Raw genomic sequence first — 22,739 nt, forward strand, 5'->3', positions numbered from 1 at the left:
CTAAAATTTCAAGTCTTGTATTGGGTTAGACTTAGGAGTACTGTGTATCTAGAGGTGATTATGGTGGATAAAAATATGACTTTAGCATTTCAAGATTTTCAGAAAAAACAAGCTGCAATTGAGTTAAAAGCGTGTAATGAAATAACAATAAAATATGGGTTAGCTTTATGTGATGTAGAAATTAATGAACTGGTGGAGAATCGTTTTAAGTCATTAAAAGATACAGGAAGAATTGAGTTTTCTGAAGGAATTTTAAAAAAGATAGTGGAAGTTTTTTGTGATTCCCCTTATATAATGCAACAGAATTATAAAGATACATTAATAGAGATTCAAGAGTCTTTCTATTTTTTTAAAAATGAAGCCATGGATCAGATAGCTGATGATGAACTTATTGAGTTTATGAAAAGACATTTTGATGGAAAATGTCAAGGTTCTTTGGAGTATTTAAGAGGAACTACTTTAGAAGAGCTTTGTAGAAATACAAGATATGGATATGAAGTGGATGATACAGATATGTACGGACATGAATTTTAGGAGGTATTATGGAAGAAAGCAACAAGAGTTTAATGGCGTTTTCAGATAGTATTCAAATAGATAAAAATATAAGTGAAGAAGATAGATTGCTTATTGAGGTTAAAATATGGAATTTTCTTGGCAAGCACACTGAGCGATATACAATGGGTGATAGCACATCAGTTCCAATAGAAATAGCGGAAGAGTTACTTAATTCAATTTGTTTTTCATTAGGATTAGAATTACGAGGATTAATGAACGTAAATGAAGTACTGATGGAAGAAGATATAAATGACTTGTTAAAAGCTTCTTGGAGTAAAATAGCCTCTTTGATGGAGAAAGGACAGAAATTATTAGAAGCAGTTAGAAAAAGTTCACCTAATATAGAAAACATATCATATAAGGATACATTAAATGAAATAGATAAATTTTTTAATAAATATGATTATAGATTTTTCGCTCATAAGATAGACTGTAGCATAGATTATCAACTTTCTAATCCCATATCAGAAAAGCTGCAGGGAATTGAATATATAAATGAATACTTAAAAGTGCTACTTATTGAAAATGAGTTTTGCATATGTTTTGATAAGGATAATATTAGTTATATTCTAAATAGCTATTGCTCTAATTATAAAGAGCTATTAATTAATATTTTTGAACCTATACTAACAAATGCCATAGGACTTGATATTTTAGGAGGAGATATATTAACATTAGCGATTTCATCGCTGCAAAGAGAAACATTATTAAGGATTTTTAGAAACTTGTCCGAAACTGAAATTTTAGTAAAATTAAAGAGCTCAGCAAAGAGAGTCTGTGATATTTTAGGGATAGTTGATAATGAAAAGATAGAATATATTCAAAAAACAGCTGTGAATATTTATCCTAGAATTAAAGTAGGATTATCCACAGGAAATATTGATAATATATTTTTATCCTTTAAGTATGAAGAGGATTTAAAAGAAAGTGAGTTTATAGATAATGATACTATGGATAATGAAAGATTACGCAATTTAATCAATGAAATAAATGATTGTAGGTTTATTTCAGATAAGATTGCAATGGTAAAAGAAGAGGTTAATAGCTTAAGTGACTTAGTAGAAGTGTTAAGCGTGTGTTTTTGGGAAGATGAAGCTTTAGAATTATTTAAAACATTTTCAAAGGAAGAAATTTATATTATTAAACATTATTTAGATAATAAATATGAAGCATATAGTTCGGATTCAGAATGGGAAATTAAATTTATTCATTATATAAGAAATCTAAGTAAATAGTAATAAAAACTTCAATTAATGAGGATTTTAAATACGGGGGAATAGAGAAATGGAAAACATAGTAGTAACCAGAATGGAAGAAAATATGATAGAAGAAAGTGTTGATTTATTTATTTCAACTTTTTCAAGAGAGCCTTGGAATGATGTATATGAATCAAGAGAACAGGTAAGAAAATTTTTAAAGAATCATTTTGCTAATAATTATTTTTTAGGGTATGTAATTAGTATTAATGGAAAGATACAAGGGTTAAGTATTGGTATGAAAAAACCTTGGATAAAAGGATTAGAATACTATATAGATGAATTTTGTATAGATTATAATTTACAAGGAAAAGGTATTGGGAGTAAGTTTATTAAAGAAATTGAAATGGATATTAGAAAAGAAGGATTAAATGGGATAATATTAAATACAGAAAAAGATTTTCCTTCTTTTCAATTTTATAAAAAGAATGGTTTTGAAGATTTTGGAGATTTAGTGATAATGGGAAAATAATTAAATGATAAGATAAAAAACATAAACATTACTTATCCATTTGGTTTAGGGGTTGTTATTGTTATAAATTCAAAAAATACATTTTAAGGAGAGCCAAAGTATGACGGAGTTTTGGGAAAAAAGTTTTACAGAAAAACAAACAATGTGGGGCTTTAAACCATCGGAATCAGCCATTATTGCCAAGGATTGCTTTATTAAAAATAATATAAAAGATATATTAATACCTGGTATTGGTTATGGAAGGAATGCAAAGGTATTTATTGATAATAATATAAATGTTACAGGAATCGAAATCTCAAAAACAGCTATTGACTTAGCAAGGCAATATGGGATTGATATTAATATTTATCATGGTTCAGTTGGAGATATGCCTTTTGAAAATAAACTTTATGAAGGGATATTTAGCTATGCACTTATTCATTTATTAAATGAAAGTGAGAGGGAAAAATTTATTAGTGATTGTTATAATCAATTAAAACAAGGTGGATATATGATTTTTACAGCTGTTTCAAAAAAAGCTCCTATGTTTGGGAAAGGTAAAAAACTTAATGAAAGCTATTATGAAACAATGAACGGAGTAAAAATATGGACTTGTAGAATTTTCTGAGATTGATGAAATAGATAGTGATAATAAAGATAAACCTCCAATGAAGTTTTTATTGATAAAATGTAAAAAATAAGTATAATCATTACATTTATATAACTTGCCTAAGGCTATTTTTAAAGCTGAAAATACTGTACTAAAAATAATGTTGTATTTACAAAATATGTTACAATTAAAGAGATAAGAAATTTTTTAATATCAGGCAAATAGTATTTTGTAGAGGAGATTTTTAATTATGGATAATAATCAGAAAGTAATTAATTATTATATTACAAATAATAATCTGGAATATAATGTATTTGATAATGAGAAAAATGTATTCATGGAAAGCGATGTAGAAATTTTTCGTATGATTTCATTTGGAAAATCAATGCTTTTTATTGGAAGAAGAGATTTAATTAACTGGGCAAAAGAAAATTTTAAAGATACTTTAGCAGAGGATATTATTGATGGTAAAAATCTTCATAGAATTGAATGTAAACTAAGAGAAAATGATTTATGTCTTGCAGGTGAACATTTGAGATTTCTTTATAGTAAAAGTGAAGATATTATTTGCCCAGATAATGTAGTTCTTAAGAAAATAGAAAAAGAAAATATGAGTGAGTTTTATATAAAATATCCTGGATTTGAAAATGCATTAAACTATGAAAAGGATGAAATTGCAATTGCAGCTTTTATTGAAGGAACGATGGTAGCTGTAGCTGGTGCAGACAATTATCATGATCCACTATGGCAAATAGGCATAGATACCATTAAGGAATATAGGGGACAAGGATTAGCAAAATTGGTTATTCAACAATTAACAAAGGAGATATTGAAGCTAGATAAAATACCATATTATACAACGTGGAGTGGGAATATTGCTTCAATGAGGACTGCCTTAGCCACAGGATTTTATCCAGCATGGGTAGAATATTTTGCAGAAAAATATTGATTTTTAATAGCAAAATATTATCTTGTCAAATTCCGATTTAAGGTTGATTAATTGATTAAAATGATGTTTTAGAGGTAGTGAAAGATGAAGGTTGAATTAATAGAAGCCAGTAAGGCTGATAAAATAATATTAAAAAATATGATTGAATTATATAATTATGATTTATCAGAATATGAAAATCGTGATTTAAATGAACATGGATTATACGATTACAGTTATTTGGATAATTACTGGACAGAAAAAGATAGATACCCCTTTATAATTAGAGTAGATGATAAATTAGCAGGATTTGTTCTTGTTAATAAACATAGTGTTGTTACCTCATCGCCAACTGATTATGCAATTGCAGAATTTTTCGTTCTAAAAAAATATAGGAAAAGAGGAATAGGTAAAATTGTGGCTTTTGAAGTTTTTAATAAGTTTCAAGGAAATTGGGAAGTAAAACAGTTGCGTTTACATAAGGTTTCTCATATTTTTTGGAATAATGTAATAAACCAATATACTTTAGGTAACTTCATAGAACTTCAAGATGGTAATGAAGTCTGGGATGGTCCTATTCATAGATTTTGTAATAAATAAATAGGTACAAATAGAAACAGTAGAATTTCAGAATTCTGCTGTTTTTTATGTAATTATACATTAAATAAAGGAAATATATGCTTTATATGGTATGAATTTATTGAGCAGTGGAAAGTGAGGTGGTACAATAAGGATATTCTTAATTAAGTTTAAATAATAAGGATGAGGTAAAATAATATTCAATTTAAGAATAGTACTAAAGGTGAGTGAAATAAGTGGAAGTAATTGTTGAACTTTTGATTAGATTTTGCTATTTATGGGTTTTGGTAATTGTAGTAGTAATATTAGATCTTTTTATGCCAAGAATAAAGGGATTCTTTGGAGAAAAATCAGTATCCTTTTTTTTATCAAGACTTGATGAGACTAAGTATATGGTTATAAATGATATAATGCTACAGGTGGGAGGTAAGACAACCCAGATCGATCATGTTGTTGTATCTAATTATGGTGTTTTTGTTATTGAAACTAAAAACTATAAGGGAAGGATTATAGGGAATGAATTTGATGAATATTGGATACAAAAAAATTATAAACCTAAAAAAAATATGTATAATCCAATAAGACAGAATTACGGACATATACAAGCTCTAAAAAAGATACTAGGTGACTTTCCAGAAGTGAATTACATTCCTATTGTAGTTTTCACTACTAAAGCGGATTTAAAAGTTAAATGTAAAACAGATGTTATATACAATAAATTTATTGAAGACAATTAAAAAATACAATAAACAGGCATTAAGAGATTCTGTAAAAAAACAAATATACTCTAAGCTGATTTCTTTGAGTATTGATGGTAAAGAAAATAGGAAAGTCCATGTAGCACAAATTCAGAATCGACTAATTGATAATAAGAATAAAATAAGTAATGATATATGTCCTAGGTGTGGAGGCAAGTTAGTTCTGAGAAAAGGCAAATATAGCGAGTTTAAAGGGTGCAGCAATTATCCTAAATGTAGATTTATTTTGAAATAGTCAGATCAATACGATATAGGATAGCTAGCAATTTTATTAATGATATACTTGATATAGAGTATTTAGAGAAGTTAAATAAATTTATTTAATTAAAGTATATTTATTGTACATAGAACTAGTTAAATCATAATATACCAGCAATTCCATTTAAAATCACAGCACCAGAAAAGGGAGATAAATAAAGCAACTAAGCTTTGGATAGATGTATCAGAAAGTTTTTAATCAAGGGTATGGGGTTTTGGATAGGTAATAGGAGATATTAAAAGTATATAGGGTGAAATTTAGGACAATTAAGAGTGAACCGTATCATAAGTAAATGAGGATATTTTCATGAAAAGATATATTTAAAAAAGTATATATTTTTGTTATAATTTAGTAGTGTGAATTTGGGTTGGAGGGAACTTATGAGGATAAAAAGAGTGGAAATAAAAAATAATATTGTTTTAGGTGATATAAATATTTCATTTACAGATGAAAACATGAAGGTTAGAGACATAATAATTTTAGCTGGTGAAAATGGATGTGGAAAAACTACATTATTAGAAATAATATATAACTTTATTTCAGGAGAGTGTGTAAATAGTGAAAATATAAGAGATGAAATAAATAAAATTACTGTTGAATTCTCAGATTATGAAATTGAAAAGTTGAAAAAAGGTAATAATCTTCAGTATTATTTTAATGATTTAGATGGGAAAGAAGTTACCTTTATTATGGATTATAACTTGAAATATGGTAATGGATTTAAGGTTAAGCATAAGCGTAATAATAACGAAATAATAGAAAAAAATGGTAATATTATCAATCATAGTGATATAAAGGAGATAATGAAAGTTGTATATTCAACTGCAGAAATTAACTTTCGTTCAGGTCCAATAGGAACAGTAACGTCAAAAGAATTAGACATTGATATTAAAAGCCTAAAACAGAGTTCAGAACTAGGTACAGAAATATCTCAATTATTAGTTGATATAAAAGCATTAGATGATGCAGACCTATCTGATTGGGTAAATGAAAATCCAGGAAAAGTTCCTCCAGAAGAAATTAAAGAGATTAGAATAAAAAGATTTAAGAAAGCATTTAGTTATGTGTTTGATGGGAAACAATTTAAAGGAATTAAAAATATAAATGGTAGTAAAGAAATTATTTTTGAAGAAAATGGAATTGAAACATCTATTAACAAATTAAGTTCCGGAGAAAAACAAATAGTATTTAGAGGAGGATTTTTGTTAAAAGATTCAAATAAGGCTGAGGGAGCAATTGTTTTAATTGATGAACCAGAATTGAGTTTGCACCCAAGGTGGCAAATGAAAATACTAGAGTTTTTTAGAAGAATATTTGAAAATATAGATGGTAAACAAAAGTCCCAACTATTTGTAAGCACACATTCTCCATTTATTTTACATAACGATAGTAGAAGAAATGATAAGGTTATTGTTATGAAGAAAAATGAACAAGGAAATGTAGTTCAGGTAGACAATCCAAAGTTTTATTCTTGTAATATAGAAGAAATGATAAAAGAAGCATTTGAAGTAGATACATTTATTGAATCTCTAAAGACGGTAAGAGATAAACATTTAATAATTACTGAAGGTAAAACAGATTGGAAACATATAAAAAAAGCATATGAAAAATTGTTAGAAATAGGAGAAATAAAAGAACTTGATATCAGATTTTTAGAATATGAGAATACGTTATGTGATTCAAAATTACATCAGTTAGTTGAAAGTATTTCAATGCTAGATAATGAAAATAAAATAATTTGTATATTTGATAGAGATATTCCTAAGACTGTAAATGAGCTTAATAATGATTATAAATATTATAAAAATAAAGTATATTCAATTTTAATTCCTATTCCCCAATATAGAGAAAATGTTTCTGAAATTTGTATTGAACATTTATACATTGATCAAGATATTAAAAGAAAAAAGGATGGAAGGAGATTATATATAGGAAATGAATTTTCACAAATAACTGGAGTACACATACGAGAGAAGGGTATATGCTGTGTGCAAAAAAATAAATGTGGGACAGATTCTTATAAAATAATTGATTCAGATAGTAAAGTGGTTAATTTGAATGATGAAAAAACAAATATAGCTATGTCTAAAAATGATTTTGCAAATAATATTATAAATGAAGTTATTGAGTTTAAAGGGATTGATTTTGGAGGGTTTAAACCATTATTTGAAAAAATAAATGAAATTATAATGTTAGAGGATAGATAGTTTAGTAAGGATTATAGAAGGTAATATATATTAATAATTATATTAAAACCTCATTTAATATTGATACGGAGAACCGTATCACAAGTAGTGGCAAACTTTAAGACACTAGATAATTTTGTGTAATTAATAATTTTATTTTAAATATTACTGGAAATTTTGCTTTCCAGTAATATTTTTTGAGGGTGTGAAATTATTTCTGTAAATAGCTTCCTATGATAATTATTTTAAAGGCATGGAGGTCATAATATAGCTAACATGCCTTAATTTTAATATAATAGTAAATAAATTACATGTAAAGAACACCCTTAACCTGGGTATATTTTTTTATATCTTAGCCGCAGGCTTTAAGGAAGTCTTCCTTCATACATTATGGACAGTTCTCCATAAACTTTGCCCCAGTTTCTAAGTGGTAAACTCCATTTTTGTGGCTTCAAAAGTTGCTAAGTACAATGCTTTCAGCAACGAGATATCACTTGGAAATACACTTCTCTGACGATTCAATCTACGATAAGTACTGTTAAGACTTTCAATAGCATTAGTTGTGTAGATAACCTTACGTACATCAGCAGAAAACTTAAATATAGGACTTATAACATCCCAATTAGCAGACCAGCTTTTTATTGCATTAGGATAGTGTTCGTGCCATTTTTCAGTAACTTCAAGCATGCGAGCATGCTCTGGCTCTTCAGCTGGAGCATGATATATAGTTTTTAGATCTGCAGCAAATTCCTTTTTATCTTTATCATCAACATACTTCAAAGTATTACGAACCTGATGCACTATACATCGTTGATATTCAGTGTTAGGAAAAGCTACATTAATAGACTCTTTAATTCCAGAAAGCCTATCAGCGCAAATAATTAAGATATCTCTTACACCTCTATTTTTCAACTCATTTAGTACACTAAGCCAATACTTGCTACTTTCATTTTGACCTATTTGAATACTAATAATTTCTTTTCTTCCCTCTTCATTTATCCCAAGAATAACATAAGCAGCGAACTTTTTAACAACATGATTAGCCCTTACAGAGAAGTGTACAGCATCAATATAAACTATTGGATAAACTTGTGAAAGTGGGCGTTGTTGCCAATCTTCAATCTCCGGTAGCAATCTATCGGTAATATCAGAAACCATTCCTTCACTAACTTAAAAACCATATATATCTTCAACTTGATCTAAAATTTGACGGGTCGTAAGACCTTTGGCATACATTGCAATTATTTTATCTTCAATATTAGAAATATCCTTTTGTCTCTTTTTAACAACCTTCGGCTCAAAAGAACAGTAACGGTCTTGTGGAACATCAATTTCCATTTCACCGTACTTGCTACGAATAAGTTTTTGCTTCTTTCCATTTCTAGCATTTGAGCCATCTGTACGCTCATATGGGGCATAACCTAAATGGTTGTCCAATTCAGCTGCAAGCATACTTTCAATAGTGCCTCCAAGAATATCTTTCAACGCCTCTTGAATATCTTCCGCAGATTGAATATCATACTCTCTAATTAAATCTGTAATAATATTCTTTTTACCTACACTTAATCTTTCTTTTCTTTTACCCATAATAAAATAGCCTCCCATGATATTTTTATTTTATCATAGGAAGCTGCTATTACTTGTAATTTACAGAGTTTTTTTCACAGACTCGTAGAATTTGATTATACAATATTATCTAACCTTGTAAACTGCTGGATAACCAGATTTTTTTTCTACAAATATAACTTTTTTAGAAACTAAACTATTTTTTTCTTTTTCAGCTAGGCGAAAAGTTCTACCAACACTAACAGTGTTAGAAAATGAATCCCATTCAGCTTTTGGAAAAAGTTCAGGAATATTAAATAATTCACCTGATTTATAGTTTTCTAACTTATCGAGAATCATTTTATGAGTAAGAAGGTTTTTATTTGTAGAAGCGTTATTTGGTAAAATACAAGAGAGTATGTAACTATTTATACTACTCATATTATTCTCAGCAACTTTACGTTCTAACTCTGATTTTTGTTCTTCAGTAACTCTTATTGAAATAACTGGCATTTGCAATACCTCCATAAATTTAATATTAAACGATAGTAAACAATGTAGTTTACAATGGTGTTTACACCATTAAAAGAATTATATAATAAAAATTTGAATATGTAAAGTAAAAATTAAAAATTTAAGTTGTATACAACCTTGATTAATTTTTTTTGATTAATGGGTTGTCATAAAGGTATAATTAAGGGACATTGTTTATACCTTAATGTCGTATGGTTATAATTAGTGATTAATACAGGATAGTTAATATAAACAGCTTGAACATTATTGCTTAGTTTAGGCTGTTTTTGTATTTATTGATATAATGTTCATACACAGCTTGGTTCCTATAAAATTTGAATTATAGGGTTGAAAAATCAAAGATATATGATATAATTTGTTTATCGTAATAACTTAGGAGGAATATATATGCAGGGTGGAAAACGTAAAAACGCAGGACGCAAAACTATTTCAACAACAGATAAGAAAACTGGGTTTAAGGTTTATCTTACTAAAGAACAACAAGCTGATATAGAACACTTTGGAATTGGATCATCTTTTTCAGAACGTTGTAATAGCATATTAGTAAAAGGAATTGCTGCTGCAAAGAAAGAAACTAGAGATACAATCCGTTTTATTGATCTGTTTGCGGGTCTTGGCGGAATTAGATTAGGATTTGAATATGGATTTCATAAATTAGGATATAAAACACAATGTGTATTTTCCTCAGAAATAAAAAAATATGCAATAAAGGCATATCAAGAGTATTATGGTAATGAAAAAATATACGGAGATATAACTCAAATATCAAATGAGCAAATACCAGATTTTGATTTTTTATTAGCTGGATTTCCTTGTCAACCATTCAGTTCAGCAGGGAAAGGTTTGGGATTCGCTGATACACGAGGAACTTTATTTTTCGAAATAGAAAGGATTTTAAAGGAGAAGCAACCGTATGGATTTTTATTAGAAAATGTAGAAGGTCTTGTTAATCATGACAATGGAAATACTTTGAAGGTTATCATAAACAATTTAGAAAACTTAGGATATCTAGTTAGTCATGAATTGCTTGATTCTCAATATTTTGGATTAGCTCAAAGCAGAAAACGTATTTATATAGTTGGAACAAAAAAAGCGAAGGTTAATTTATTAGATTTCCCAGTTACAACTTCAACACTTGGAGATATAATGGAACATAATTTACCTACTGTAAAAAGCAAGTTCACTAAATGTCTATTTAAAAATTTTGAACTTAATGATGTAATTGGAAAGTCTATAAAGGATAAACGTGGTGGAGAAAACAATATACATTCATGGGAAATAGAATTAAAGGGTAAAACAACTACTCAACAAAGAGAATTACTTAATATGCTTCTTAAAGAAAGGCGTAAAAAGCAATGGGCTGAAGAAATTGGCATAAAGTGGATGGATGGTATGCCATTAACTTTAGAACAGATTAAAACTTTTTATGATGTACCTAATTTAGAATCAATACTTAATGATTTAGTTAAAAAAGGGTATTTAAAAATTGAGCATCCTAGAGAACAAATTGATGGAGTAAGAGTGCCAGATACAACTAAGGAAAAAGGATATAATATAGTAGCAGGAAAATTATCATTTGAGTTTTCAAAAATATTAGATCCAAATGATTTAGCCCCTACGTTAGTTGCCATGGACGTATCAAAGTTAGGCGTTATAGATAATGGAGGATTAAGAACTTTAACAATTAGAGAAGGACAGCGCCTTTGTGGGTATCCAGAAGACTATGATTTATCACATATAAAAGAAAAAGAGGCTTTTGATTTGCTTGGTAATACTGTTTGTGTACCTGTTATAACAGCTATATCAGAAAGACTTGCAGCAATATATAAGGATAGGTAATTATTTACCTATCCTTATATTTAGATTAAAGCATATACTCTATCTTTTAAGTCTATGCCACTATAACTCTTATAATTTTCAATTACTTTGTTTAACCAATCCTTAGATACTCTAGTTTGGTTAGTGGTGCTTAAATGTGTTTTATATAAAGCAGCTAGTAATTCTTCTTTATTTGCAAATGGTTTTAATTTACTTTTTTCAGAATAAAAAGTTACAGGTCGTATATTTACTATTTGTCCTTTTTTTCGTTGACACTTTAAGTCAAAATCATTGGCCCTACCTGTTATTTCCCATACTTTTTTGCACCATATATTTTGAATTTTTATACAGCCATTTTCATCGCTATGGTACTTGAAAATTAGGTAATCACTATCTAATCTGTAAGCTTTATCTGTTAATGAATCTATATAGGCATAAAAGTTAGCAACATCAAAATTAGGGGCTTTATAAAATGTTTTCATCTCACATAAATTTTTAGTGCTATCTTCACCTAAATAAAAATCAGGGAACGTCTGTCCTTTTGCAGGCTTAAAGTAAATATCATTATCTTTCAAAACTTGTCCTAACCATTCTTGCAAAGCATTTCCTATAATATCATTTTGTTTAATAACTACAGAAGTATTATTTAAATTCATTGTTATTGTACCTATTGAAGAATAAATAGATTGATTCTCCAATAATTCTTTGATTTCTGTAGCTGTAACATACTTTAATTCTTTAATTTCTTTAATTTCAACAGAATTCAAAATCCTCACCACCCTTATAAATCTAATAATGAAATATTACCATAATAGTACCATTTTGTCACGAAATGACGTAGCTAAGTCAGTCATATTAGATCTGATGAAATAAATTTTGAATTTTATTCTAAAAAGTTTTTATCCTCGAGTATACCTTTTAAATCAAAAATATAAAATATAAATATAAGACAGAAGGAGACATGGAGGATGATTGAAAATGGCATTAGCAAATAGTTTAGATCAATATAGAATGGTAGGAGCATATATCCAAAAGAATATATTTCAAGATAAGAGAATAACAGCAATTAGAAATTCAATTTTTATGAATGAAAATATAATAAGTTATGGGTATTGCATAGAAAAAATATATATCTGTACATAAAACAAGATTTTAACAAAAGATATTCAGTAGAAGTGAAGAAGTACACAGATGATGGGAAAATAGATAATAGTTTCACTAAAAATATTGAGAATATGGTAATAAAGGAATGTTATGAGGCAGTTACTGTTGAATCTATGTTTGATATTAATATAGGTAATGTACCAGAAGTTTTAGGAAGTAATTTAGCAATCGGAACACCATTTTAAATAGTATTTAGAGTAGTTTTGGCTACTCTTTTTTATTGTTAGAAACTTAGGTGCTTTAAAATTAATTCTATACAGTGTAATTTGAATATAAATTAATAACTTAGAGACATTATAATGCTATAATTGTATAGGGGTGGTAAAATGTCATTTAAAATTGACACATATATTTCTATGATAGAGAAAAAAGAAGACTACAATTCATATAGAATAAGATATATTCCTCAAAAACTATATAAATATATTTATTTAAGTGATGTTCCTAATTGCGATAATCAATGTAACATAGATAGTTTAAACAATTTGAAACTTAATTCTTTAAGAAATAATGAATTTTGGCTATCAACTTGTAAAAGTCTTAATGATCCATTTGAATTAAAAACATTATTTATAACATCAGATAAAATTAGTAAATATAATTATCCTATAGAATTAATAAATGCATTAAGAGATTCTTATTACACTGGAGTTTTAATAGGTTGTTTTACAACTAATCTTACAAATAATATGCCTATGTGGGCACATTACGCTAATAATCATACTGGATTTTGTATTGAATATAATGTTACAAAGCCAAAGCTCTTTTATCCAATATCTTACGAGCCGACAAGAGCACCAGCTAATGTTGCATATATGAATTGTGTAAGCTTAGGATATAAAGATATGATAGGAAAAATCACAGAAAAAGAAAAAGAGGATTTAGAATTTTATAATGCATTGTTATTTCATAATTGCATTATAAAAAATAATGACTGGAAATATGAGAATGAGTATAGGTTACTTTTCCCAACTGAAATAGCAAAACAGTTTACTAATGTTAGTAATAAAGGAGTTTTAATGCCTAATAAAGTTTTAGGTATAGAAACAACAGGAATATATTTAGGTATGACTTGTGAAAAATATAAGAATAAGCTAATTAATATAGGAAAAGAATTAGGTGTAAATGTATATCAAATGTATTTTGATGATAATTGTAAAGACTATGAATTGAGTTATAAAAAGATAGAATAATCTATCTTTTTCTATTCTGTTGGATTAGTTATTACATAAGTCAATTAGAGAGGGAGATGCGGACGTTTTCTTGGATCAGCTAAGCTGCAAATCCAAGGTTCTGTCTGTACTCCTTAGGGCTCATATTTCCTAATGATATTTTTTCACGCAATAAATGAAAAAGTCAACGTTATATTATTTACGGGAAGAATACAAATAAGTAAATGCAAGTTATTAAATTTTTGGAATTACTCGGTTTGATATCTCTTTAATTATGTTGTTAATTAAAAAGATATTGTTATAAATGAACATATTATCCATATGGTATGTTTGTATTATAATAGGGTCAAATATGAAGGATATATAAGACATGGCTATTTGACCCTATTATTACTTTGGGAATTATAGTATAAGTTTATGAATGTGTATTGTATATTATCTTAGATATAAATTCCAAACAATATTCTATATCAATTTATATTACTAATGATTTATTGTTACTAATGATTTATTGGAATTTTTATATAACAAAATCACAAATTGTTATAATAGAATAGAATTATATATTCATGATGACGAAGAAAATGTAAGAGTAATTGAAATTTTAAAAAATGATGTATCATCAAATGTAATTGAAATGGCTTTAGATCGTTGTCTTAGATAATTATTAAAAGAATTGTTACGAAAAATACAAAACAAATGAAAAAGTGGAGAAATCTCATTAGATGCTTGGGTGAAATAAGTCTAATCTATAATAGTAGAGTTGTTGGATTATTTTGATTCTCACATAAAATATGATAGATTTTATGTTTTAGGTATAGATAATATTAAATTTCTAAAACAACCTACCATCATCAAAAAAAAATTTCCCATCCCCCAAAAATCATCCCATCCCAACCCTGAAATATATACATATTTAAATATATCCCTAGTTAAATATAGAAAATTTTATATAGTTAAATAGGGATATATATAAAATTTTACATAGGAAACTAGTTACATATAAACCTATAAAACTAGTTAAATATGAACCTAGTTAACTATATAACTAGTTGTTGGCGCTGTGCAGGTTTGCAGGTTTTTTGAATATTTTTCATATGTATTTTAATAATTTAATAGGAACAAAATTTATTCATTTTGTTCCTAATTTGGGTAATGGGTAACATTTTAGTGATGACGTGTCTTGTTGGAGTCACTTGCTCATGGTTTTATTTATAATTGTACTACCATTACATTTTCATCCCACATTACTTCTTCAGTTTCTTCAAAGCCAACACTTTCATATAACTTCTTTGCAGATATATTTTGGGGAGAGACTGTTGTATAGAATTTTATATTGCCATATTCAATTTTTATTAAATCAAGCAATTTTAGCATTGCTTTTTTCCCTAATCCTTTACCTTGAAACTTTTTATCAATCATAAACCTAAGTAACATTGGTTTACTTGTATCTTCTTCAATTCCATATAAAAGAAGTCCAATTAGCATATAATCCTTATAAATGCATTTTGCATTCCAATTTTCATATAATAAACTTAAAATGATTGAATTATAATTTGGCGCAACAATTCCTTCTTGTTCTTTATAAACCTCTAAATTATTACATTCGTACCAATTTTCTTTTGTTACTTGTTTTAACATAATTCCCATAGAGTTTCCTCCCTATTTTTAGATTTGAGATAATAAAATCAAATAAATCTCTAGATGTTATTTTGATTTGTTATGGTTTACATATACGACCTATTTATTAGTGTATCATTATAGTAAATATAATTCAATTTACTATAAAATATTGAAATATATCCCTTGTCCAGTAAGAGGGAAACAATCCTCTGAAGACTAGAAACTTATGAACCTTTATTTAACTCAAAGAGACAAACATAATGAATTAACTTTATTTTGAATATATGGTATTATTATAAGGTAACTTCTATATTAGGAGGAATTGTATTAACCGTTTTTGCACTCTTTTTTACAGGCTATTTTTCCGTTAGTTCATAAATTGAATTAACCACAATATTTATATTTATTAAGGAGGATCTAGAGATGAAGAAAAAGAGTATTGGGTTACTGGTTATATTGGTGATAATTATTATTGGACTTATTGTACAACCATTTCTTATACCAAAGGATTTTAAAAGTATACTAGATATTGATTTTACAAAAGTAGATAAGATACTGATGAGCTCTGGAAATTATGGAAAAACTGTAGAAATAACGGATAAAGATAAAATAGAAGAATTTTTAAACCAGTTTGAGAATACTAAAGTTAAAAAAAGCTTTAGCCAATCAAGAAAAACAGGATATTGTTTGGAAGCTAGATTGTTTGTTAATGATAAAATAGTTGTTTCATTTAATTATGGTTATGATAGGATTACTATTTACAAAAATGATAAAGAAACAAGATATATTTCTAACACAAATATAGATATAGATAAAATTAATGAAATAGAAATAAAATATAATTTGAAAGATTAAATAAGTAAGATACTCTAGAAACCATAAAATAAATCATTGAAATTTTACTCTATGATTAAATAACACTTTTACATGATAGAATATCAGTATAGTATGGTGATAGATTTTGATGAAAAAATTTAATATAACGGGAACTTGTATAACTAATAAACACTATAATTAATAGTTATAAGCATTTATGCGACAATGTTATTGACAGCTTCCGTATAATATATATATGATAATACAGAATAGTAAAAAATTATGTTATTTAATTTTTATATAATATATGATTGGAGAAGTTAATATGAATAATAGGATGTTAGATAAAAATAATATACCTACGGAAAAAGAGATTTTTGAATTCATTGGAAATGATACGAAAAAATTATTGGAGCAATTTGAAGAAACGTTTGATAAACAATATGATATGCAAAAGGAATTAAAGTTCCCATTTGGAAATAATTACGGTTGGGGATATAAGTATTCACATAAAACCAAGCACTTATGTTATATCTTTTTTGAAAGTGGCGATATAGATGTAATGATGCAAATAAGTTCAAAAGATAAAGAAAAACTCAATGAAGTAATTAATGGAGGATTATCTTTAACTAAAGAATTATGGAAGAATAAATATCCTTGTAGTGATGGTGGATGGATTAATTACAGACCTAAAACAAAGGAAGATATAGAAGAGATAATAAGATTATTAGCTTTTAAAAAGAAGCCTGTTGTAAAGTAATACTAAATTTAATCTCTGCTCTTTACCTATTATTTGAAGTCCTCCACTGGCAAATTTATTATAATAGCTTATTAATTGATAAAAAGTGTTATTCTTTGCAGGATGGGGCACTTTTTTTCTTTACTTTTAACTTCTATATGAAGACTAAGGAATCTAATCTTAATTTTAAATTAATGCAACCATTGGTTTACAGCAAAAGTAACTAATATATGCTTGTATAATAGCAAATAGATAGAGATAATTATACATGAGGTGGTTACTTTGAATTTTAAAGAAAATCTAAAAAAATTGAGAATCCATAAGGGGTAATGTGATCTAGTTTACACTGATAATCCCATTGCCCCTATTATAAAAATTTTAACTTTCTAACTCTTCAAACTAATTTGCATCGATACTCTGATCTACTTCTACTTTAACCTCTTCTTTATATAGCCAACCATCAACTGTAACTGTAATATCTTTATCAATTGATAAGATATGGTCACTATATATAGTACTCCATATTCCAATCCATCTTTCATCTTCTACTACTATATCAATATTACGCGCAATTTTAGGAATTACAAGCACTGCTTTTCCATGACTTAATATCCCATTAGTTGATTGATTAACTTGCTCACCATTTATATAATAGTAAACTGTCACACAACATACATATGATGCATTTGAATTTACTTTAACAAATATAGTTTCACCATGCTCCAAACTTTCTAAATGTGTTTTAGCGATTAAAAAATCATAACCCACTTATATTCCTCCTAAAAATAAAATTTTTAATTATTGGTTATACTTTATTATATTCTAAAATGATAAAATTGTTAAAAAGTCAATAACAAAATATAAAAATGTAAATTTACGCGTAATGAGTTATATATATTCAACTTTTTTATATCAAAAAAAGATATATCTCTATACTACTTAACTCAAATTCTTGAATACCATTAAAATGTTTTTTTATCAACAATGTATCCAATTCTCTTATTCACCTAACTCTTTAAAGCTTTTAAATATATCTGAATTTAAAAATTCTTCTCTATTATTTATAAAGTAATTACATATAGTAGTAAAGCCATCAATTACGTTATTTTTATATTTTCTAAAATCAACTTGTTTCAGTGGTAGATTTTGGCTTACTGGTAGTACAGCAGTTTCTTCTTTAAATAAATAAGGCTACTTTTTTATTTATTTAGCTCTTTAAGTTAATGGAAAAGAATGGACACAAATATGGGAAAGTTAAATTTAGTAGAACAATCTGAACATAGTGAATGTGGTATTGCTTGTATAACAATGATATTAAACTATTGGGGCATTAAATCTACATTAAGGGAATGGAAACAATAAAATCTCTAAACCTAGAAAATATTTTTCTAAAAAGATGGTCAGAAAAATTCAAACTAGAACGTGATCTTACTTTAAAGAAGGATATAAAAATTTCTGTCTTAGGTAGTTTTATAGGTTCAATATATTACTTTACTCCTATTATTTTAATATTGATTGGTACAACATTAATTTATGGACAAGGAGTATTTTCAATTAATAGGGTTTATAAGTTTATCTCAATTTTTTCTCTCACCTTTGAATAGGGTTATGATTACATTTATACAGATGACTGTTGTTAAGATACAGTTTAAAAGATAAATGAAATATTTGCTGTAAATTCTACAAAACAGCTTGACTCTTTATCAGAAACTAAAATAATTGATAATCTCTTAAAAAAATCAATTCCATGTATATTAGTATCACATAAAGCAAATTTAGTTAAGCGATTCGATAAAATCATTGTTATTTCAAGTGGAACTATAATGGAGTGCGGTAATCATGAGAGTTTGATTAAAAAACAAGGTATTTATGCAGAAATGTTTGCAGCGGAAAAAGACTAATTAAGAAAAAGTGTTATTCTTTGCAGGATGGGGCACTTTTTTTCTTTGCTTTTAACTTCTATATCAAGACTAAGGAATTTAATCTTAATTTTTAATTGATGCAACCACTGGTTTACAGCAAAAGTAACTAATATATGCTTGTATAATAGCAAATAGATAGAGATAATTATACATGAGGTGGTTACTTTGAATTTTAAAGAAAATCTAAAGAAATTGAGAAAAGAAAAAAATATATCGCAAGAACAACTTGCAGAAAAGTTAAATATATCACGTCAAACAATTTCAAAGTGGGAATCAGGTAAAGCATATCCAGATATAGATAACCTTATATTATTAAGGGATATATTTAATGTTAGTTTAGATGAGTTGATGGTTAATGAAAAAACAGATAAAGGAAAAAGCATAAATCAAGAAGAGCATGTATCTAGTGATAATAGTGATAGTTATGATGAAGAGGATGAGGATGAAGATTCAGTAAATTTAATGCTTGGAGGTTTTATAATCGGGACAGGTGTTGGTGTAATTACAGGGAATTTTATGTGGGGAACTGCGGGAGCTTTTATAGGTATGGGAATAGGATATGTGTTAGAAGTTATTAGAAGAAAGAATAAAGAAAAGAGATAATTTTATAATCCATTAGCAATAATAAAATGAACACTAGATGTTATTCATTTATGGAATTGACCCAGCGTACGTAAATAAATTGCGAAAACAATTTGTTTTGCTAGAGTTATGTTCAAATTTAAGACAATGAATATTTATATATGATAGGAGAGAAAAATAACGTGAAAATAGAAACAAATCATGTAATTCTAGAATAAAGGTATATGGTATATGGTTATGTATCATTAATTTCATATTAATAATTGGAGGTAGAGAATGAGCATATATCAAATAGGCTTATTACAAATAAGTCTAGGATTATTTATAATTTTAATTGTTTTTGAAATAGCTAATCCAGAAAAGAGTATTAACTGAATAAAGTGGTATTACTTTCTCAATAAAGAAGAAAAGGAAAAATATAACCCTAAAATAGCATTATCAAGAATCAAAAAAACATGCTTTATAACCTGCGTTATTGGTGTAATAGGTTTTGTGCTATCTTTAATAATTAGTAAAGTACTAGCTATACTAGCTTTTCTAATAATAATAGTACTATTATTAGCATCTATAATATATACTGGTCCTAAAGGTAGTCTCAAAAATCTTTAAAATCCATCGGGTTGAGTAGCTGATTATAATCATATTTTGCTAAAACTTATTTATTACTTCTAACAAACTAAGATGATATAAATACTAATATTCTCTTAGATAGGAGATACCTATTACATAATTAGTTTCAACAATTTCATTACCATTTTCATAGCTTATTATAGTACTGGTTTTACAACCATTCCTTATACTAAAGGATTTCAAGAGTATACTAGATATTGATTTTAAAAAAGTAGATAAGATACTGATGAGCTCTGGAACTTATGGAAAAACTGTAGAAATAACGGATAAAGATGAAATAGATGAATTTTTAAACCAGTTTGAGAATACTAAAGTTAAAAAAAGCTTTAGTAAATCAAAAAAATTAGTGCTTGACAAGAAAAATCATCAATGATAATATAGATACCAACGGTAGGTATGGAGGTGGATGCTGTATGGCGCGAAATAAATATCCAGAAGAAACAGTTAACCTAATCTTAGAGGAAGCCTTAAAGCTCTTTATTGAAAAAGGTTATGAACGCACTTCAATTCAAGATATTATCAATCATTTGGGGGGGCTTTCCAAGGGGGCAATCTATCATCATTTTAAATCCAAGGAGGAAATTTTTCAATCAGTATGTGAGAAAATTGGCAATGAAAACACAGCTTATTTCAATAAACTCCGTGATGACAAGACCATGACTGGTTATGAAAAGCTAAAAATGATGATTAAAGCCGGCTACGCTAATCCGGGTAGTAATGCGATTATAGCAATGTCAAACAAAATTATGAGTGATCCTAAATTTGTGATGAAACAAGTTATAGAAATCTATGAATTGATTGTACCATGCTATATTGAGCCTATCATCAAGGAGGGAATAAGTGATGGTTCAATTGAAACCGCTTATCCAAAGGAACTTGCTGAGGTTATCATTACGCTAATGAATATTTGGGTAAACCCTGTGTTTGCAAAATCTACACCTGAAGAAATGCGTAGGAAAATGGAATTTTTCAGTGTGCTTTTGAATGGAATAGGAATTGATATTTTAGATACAGAGACTATCTTACAATATGTTGAGTACAGTAGTCGCTACAATGGTTAAAAACTAACTGCTCCTCAGGGGGCAGAATATTTTTAATAAAATACATACCGAACGTCGGTATATGAATGAGGAGAAGTTTATGGAACAGCAATTTGCAGTATATACAAACAGACTATGCAAGGAATTTTATGGCAAGACCGTATTAAATCGTCTAGAAATGAAAGTGGAACAGGGGGAGATTTATGGCATATTAGGCGTAAATGGAGCGGGGAAAACAACCCTCTTAAAGCTTATGGCCGGATTGCTTGAGCCAACTGAGGGTGGTGCATATGTTCTAGCTAAAAATGCTTGGGCCCAAAGAGATCAGGTACTCGGTAACATCGGTAGTCTTATTGAGGTGCCATATTTTTATGAGCATCTGAATGCTGCTCACAATTTGTCCATTCATCTTAGATATATGGGGATGGATGCAAATATATCAAAATCCCTTGAATGTGTCGGCCTTGGTGATGTGGGTGATAAGCCAGTGTCAAAGTTTTCTCTTGGCATGCGTCAGCGTTTAGGCATTGCTAGAAGTATGATACATAGTCCTAAGGTATTGCTGCTTGACGAGCCGATTAATGGACTTGATCCTGTTGCAATTAAGGAAATGAGAGATTTATTTGTTTCCCTTAAAAACCAGGGGGTGACAATTTTACTTTCAAGTCATATTTTAAGCGAAGTTATACAAACCGTTGAAAGAGTTGCGGTCATTGCAAATGGCACGTTAACCCTTGAAGCTAATGTGAATGACTTAATTGCAGAGCATAAAAACAATCTTGAAGATTTCTTGATTGAAAAAATGAGAGGAGGAAAATTATAATGATAAAACTTATAAATTTAGAACTTGAAAGAAACAAAATTAGATCTTACATTATGGCATCGTTACTTATCTTGATTTTTGAGTTTGGATTTTGCTTTTTAATAGCCTATATACCACAAATTGAACAATCACAGCAGATGATCCAAATTAGAGGCGGCGCTTCCCTGCCTACAGATTTGAGTATGTTTAGCCAATGGAATAATTTTATATCTTTGATTTCCATACTGTTTGTTCTTGCATTCGGTGTCTTATCTGCTATCATGCACGCTAAATTTACAGTTGAAGAATATACTGGGAAAAGAGCAATTCTATTGTTCTCTTACCCAATAAAGCGAAGCAAAATTCTCTTTGCGAAATGCAGTTTTGTGTTTTTCTTTACTGCCATTGCGGTATCTATATGTAATATTGTTGCAATCAGTATGTTTGCTTTTTTCTCAAATGCTTTTCACATTTTACCCAATATGTTTACAGGTGAAATGTGGCCAAACCTACTTGTTACAACAGGAGTTTCAGCACTGCTGGCTGCTTCAATAGGGCTTATAGCAATGCGTGTAGGGTTTTGGAGGAAGTCATTGGTAGCTACTGTAGTAACATCCTTTCTGTTAATTATTCCATTTGGCAATATGATGTCGTTTATACCTGAAAATTCTTTGCAAATCAGGCTAATAGGAATGGTTGTTTTACTAGTGTTAGGTCTTGCAGTATTTATGGAGCTGTTGTCAAAGGTAAATAAGATGGAGGCATTGTAA

Annotated in this window: 26 protein-coding genes and 2 pseudogenes; 23 read left to right on the forward strand and 5 right to left on the reverse strand. The window is 28.1% G+C overall.

The genetic code is table 11. The annotated features are described in order from the left end of the window. Positions 1-63: 63 nt before the first annotated feature. The 9 genes and pseudogenes from ABDZ93_RS00535 to ABDZ93_RS00575 all read left to right on the forward strand — a co-directional run bounded on the left by ABDZ93_RS00535 (position 64) and on the right by ABDZ93_RS00575 (position 7,603). Positions 64-534 (forward strand): DUF6323 family protein, encoded by a 471-nt coding sequence (locus ABDZ93_RS00535; RefSeq protein ID WP_343824485.1) that lies wholly within the window; start codon positions 64-66, stop codon positions 532-534. Between the two features lie 8 nt (positions 535-542). Beyond that, the gene (locus ABDZ93_RS00540; protein ID WP_343822649.1) at positions 543-1,790 is read left to right on the forward strand and encodes a DUF6179 domain-containing protein; all 1,248 of its coding nucleotides are present in this window, start codon (positions 543-545) and stop codon (positions 1,788-1,790) included. Between the two features lie 49 nt (positions 1,791-1,839). Continuing rightward, the gene (locus ABDZ93_RS00545) at positions 1,840-2,283 is read left to right on the forward strand and encodes a GNAT family N-acetyltransferase (protein WP_343822650.1); all 444 of its coding nucleotides are present in this window, start codon (positions 1,840-1,842) and stop codon (positions 2,281-2,283) included. Between the two features lie 100 nt (positions 2,284-2,383). Further along, positions 2,384-2,963: pseudogene (locus ABDZ93_RS00550) on the forward strand (class I SAM-dependent methyltransferase). 159 nt (positions 2,964-3,122) lie between these two features. Then, positions 3,123-3,821 (forward strand): GNAT family N-acetyltransferase, encoded by a 699-nt coding sequence (locus ABDZ93_RS00555; protein WP_343822651.1) that lies wholly within the window; start codon positions 3,123-3,125, stop codon positions 3,819-3,821. Between the two features lie 84 nt (positions 3,822-3,905). Continuing rightward, complete coding sequence (locus ABDZ93_RS00560; RefSeq protein ID WP_343822652.1) at positions 3,906-4,400, forward strand: GNAT family N-acetyltransferase; 495 nt, start codon at positions 3,906-3,908, stop codon at positions 4,398-4,400. Positions 4,401-4,615: 215 nt separating this feature from the next. Further along, positions 4,616-5,116, forward strand: a complete 501-nt coding sequence (locus tag ABDZ93_RS00565; protein ID WP_343822654.1) for a nuclease-related domain-containing protein — start codon at positions 4,616-4,618, stop codon at positions 5,114-5,116. Next, complete coding sequence (locus tag ABDZ93_RS00570; protein ID WP_343822656.1) at positions 5,103-5,372, forward strand: topoisomerase DNA-binding C4 zinc finger domain-containing protein; 270 nt, start codon at positions 5,103-5,105, stop codon at positions 5,370-5,372. Before ABDZ93_RS00565 ends, ABDZ93_RS00570 begins: the two co-directional genes overlap by 14 nt. A gap of 404 nt (positions 5,373-5,776) precedes the next feature. Continuing rightward, complete coding sequence (locus tag ABDZ93_RS00575; protein ID WP_343822658.1) at positions 5,777-7,603, forward strand: AAA family ATPase; 1,827 nt, start codon at positions 5,777-5,779, stop codon at positions 7,601-7,603. A 344-nt stretch (positions 7,604-7,947) separates the two neighbouring features. Here the strand turns inward: ABDZ93_RS00575 and ABDZ93_RS00580 are convergent. Next, positions 7,948-9,169: pseudogene (locus ABDZ93_RS00580) on the reverse strand (IS256 family transposase). 105 nt (positions 9,170-9,274) lie between these two features. After that, positions 9,275-9,640, reverse strand: coding sequence for a DUF1413 domain-containing protein (locus tag ABDZ93_RS00585; RefSeq protein ID WP_343822659.1), 366 nt, complete (start codon positions 9,638-9,640; stop codon positions 9,275-9,277). Positions 9,641-10,048: 408 nt separating this feature from the next. Between ABDZ93_RS00585 and dcm the strand changes: the two genes are divergently transcribed. Next, a complete protein-coding gene (dcm, locus tag ABDZ93_RS00590; RefSeq protein ID WP_343822662.1) occupies positions 10,049-11,500 on the forward strand; it encodes a DNA (cytosine-5-)-methyltransferase in 1,452 nt (483 codons plus the stop codon). Between the two features lie 20 nt (positions 11,501-11,520). Here dcm and ABDZ93_RS00595 read toward each other — a convergent pair whose 3' ends face one another. After that, positions 11,521-12,246, reverse strand: coding sequence for an NgoBV family restriction endonuclease (locus ABDZ93_RS00595; protein WP_343822664.1), 726 nt, complete (start codon positions 12,244-12,246; stop codon positions 11,521-11,523). Positions 12,247-12,457: 211 nt separating this feature from the next. Between ABDZ93_RS00595 and ABDZ93_RS00600 the strand changes: the two genes are divergently transcribed. The 4 genes from ABDZ93_RS00600 (at position 12,458) to ABDZ93_RS00615 (ending at position 14,479) form a co-directional block, all read left to right on the forward strand. Continuing rightward, on the forward strand, positions 12,458-12,622 hold the full coding sequence (locus tag ABDZ93_RS00600; protein WP_343822666.1) for a hypothetical protein: 165 nt from the start codon (positions 12,458-12,460) through the stop codon (positions 12,620-12,622). A gap of 32 nt (positions 12,623-12,654) precedes the next feature. Continuing rightward, positions 12,655-12,828 (forward strand): hypothetical protein, encoded by a 174-nt coding sequence (locus ABDZ93_RS00605; RefSeq protein ID WP_343822668.1) that lies wholly within the window; start codon positions 12,655-12,657, stop codon positions 12,826-12,828. Positions 12,829-12,969: 141 nt separating this feature from the next. Then, positions 12,970-13,836: a DUF2971 domain-containing protein gene (locus ABDZ93_RS00610; RefSeq protein WP_343822670.1), complete on the forward strand. Its 867-nt coding sequence runs from the start codon at positions 12,970-12,972 to the stop codon at positions 13,834-13,836. Between the two features lie 490 nt (positions 13,837-14,326). Next, positions 14,327-14,479: a hypothetical protein gene (locus tag ABDZ93_RS00615; protein ID WP_343822672.1), complete on the forward strand. Its 153-nt coding sequence runs from the start codon at positions 14,327-14,329 to the stop codon at positions 14,477-14,479. Positions 14,480-15,027: 548 nt separating this feature from the next. On the opposite strand, the gene ABDZ93_RS00620 is transcribed toward ABDZ93_RS00615, so the two are convergent. Further along, positions 15,028-15,465, reverse strand: coding sequence for a GNAT family N-acetyltransferase (locus ABDZ93_RS00620; RefSeq protein WP_343822674.1), 438 nt, complete (start codon positions 15,463-15,465; stop codon positions 15,028-15,030). Positions 15,466-15,861: 396 nt separating this feature from the next. Between ABDZ93_RS00620 and ABDZ93_RS00625 the strand changes: the two genes are divergently transcribed. Continuing rightward, a complete protein-coding gene (locus ABDZ93_RS00625) occupies positions 15,862-16,293 on the forward strand; it encodes a hypothetical protein (RefSeq protein WP_343822676.1) in 432 nt (143 codons plus the stop codon). Positions 16,294-16,579: 286 nt separating this feature from the next. Beyond that, positions 16,580-17,014 carry a DUF3788 family protein gene (locus ABDZ93_RS00630; RefSeq protein ID WP_343822678.1) on the forward strand — a complete coding sequence of 145 codons (435 nt, stop codon included), beginning with the start codon at positions 16,580-16,582 and terminating at the stop codon, positions 17,012-17,014. Positions 17,015-17,392: 378 nt separating this feature from the next. Here ABDZ93_RS00630 and ABDZ93_RS00635 read toward each other — a convergent pair whose 3' ends face one another. Then, on the reverse strand, positions 17,393-17,761 hold the full coding sequence (locus ABDZ93_RS00635) for a hypothetical protein (RefSeq protein ID WP_343822680.1): 369 nt from the start codon (positions 17,759-17,761) through the stop codon (positions 17,393-17,395). A gap of 477 nt (positions 17,762-18,238) precedes the next feature. Between ABDZ93_RS00635 and ABDZ93_RS00640 the strand changes: the two genes are divergently transcribed. From ABDZ93_RS00640 to ABDZ93_RS00670, 7 genes are all read left to right on the forward strand, one after another. Then, positions 18,239-18,355: a cysteine peptidase family C39 domain-containing protein gene (locus ABDZ93_RS00640; protein ID WP_343822682.1), complete on the forward strand. Its 117-nt coding sequence runs from the start codon at positions 18,239-18,241 to the stop codon at positions 18,353-18,355. Beyond that, the gene (locus tag ABDZ93_RS00645) at positions 18,343-18,597 is read left to right on the forward strand and encodes an ABC transporter transmembrane domain-containing protein (protein WP_343822683.1); all 255 of its coding nucleotides are present in this window, start codon (positions 18,343-18,345) and stop codon (positions 18,595-18,597) included. The genes ABDZ93_RS00640 and ABDZ93_RS00645 overlap by 13 nt, the downstream gene beginning before the upstream one ends. Before the next feature lie 483 nt (positions 18,598-19,080). Continuing rightward, positions 19,081-19,518 (forward strand): RstR family transcriptional repressor, encoded by a 438-nt coding sequence (locus tag ABDZ93_RS00650; protein ID WP_425544744.1) that lies wholly within the window; start codon positions 19,081-19,083, stop codon positions 19,516-19,518. Between the two features lie 835 nt (positions 19,519-20,353). Continuing rightward, positions 20,354-20,500 (forward strand): hypothetical protein, encoded by a 147-nt coding sequence (locus ABDZ93_RS00655; protein WP_343822687.1) that lies wholly within the window; start codon positions 20,354-20,356, stop codon positions 20,498-20,500. A gap of 40 nt (positions 20,501-20,540) precedes the next feature. Next, the gene (locus ABDZ93_RS00660) at positions 20,541-21,188 is read left to right on the forward strand and encodes a TetR/AcrR family transcriptional regulator (RefSeq protein WP_343822688.1); all 648 of its coding nucleotides are present in this window, start codon (positions 20,541-20,543) and stop codon (positions 21,186-21,188) included. Between the two features lie 79 nt (positions 21,189-21,267). Continuing rightward, a complete protein-coding gene (locus ABDZ93_RS00665) occupies positions 21,268-21,990 on the forward strand; it encodes an ABC transporter ATP-binding protein (protein ID WP_343822690.1) in 723 nt (240 codons plus the stop codon). Next, on the forward strand, positions 21,990-22,739 hold the full coding sequence (locus ABDZ93_RS00670) for a hypothetical protein (RefSeq protein WP_343822692.1): 750 nt from the start codon (positions 21,990-21,992) through the stop codon (positions 22,737-22,739). Before ABDZ93_RS00665 ends, ABDZ93_RS00670 begins: the two co-directional genes overlap by 1 nt.

This window comes from Clostridium subterminale (assembly GCF_039521425.1).
Taxonomy (GTDB): domain Bacteria; phylum Bacillota; class Clostridia; order Clostridiales; family Clostridiaceae; genus Clostridium_J; species Clostridium_J subterminale.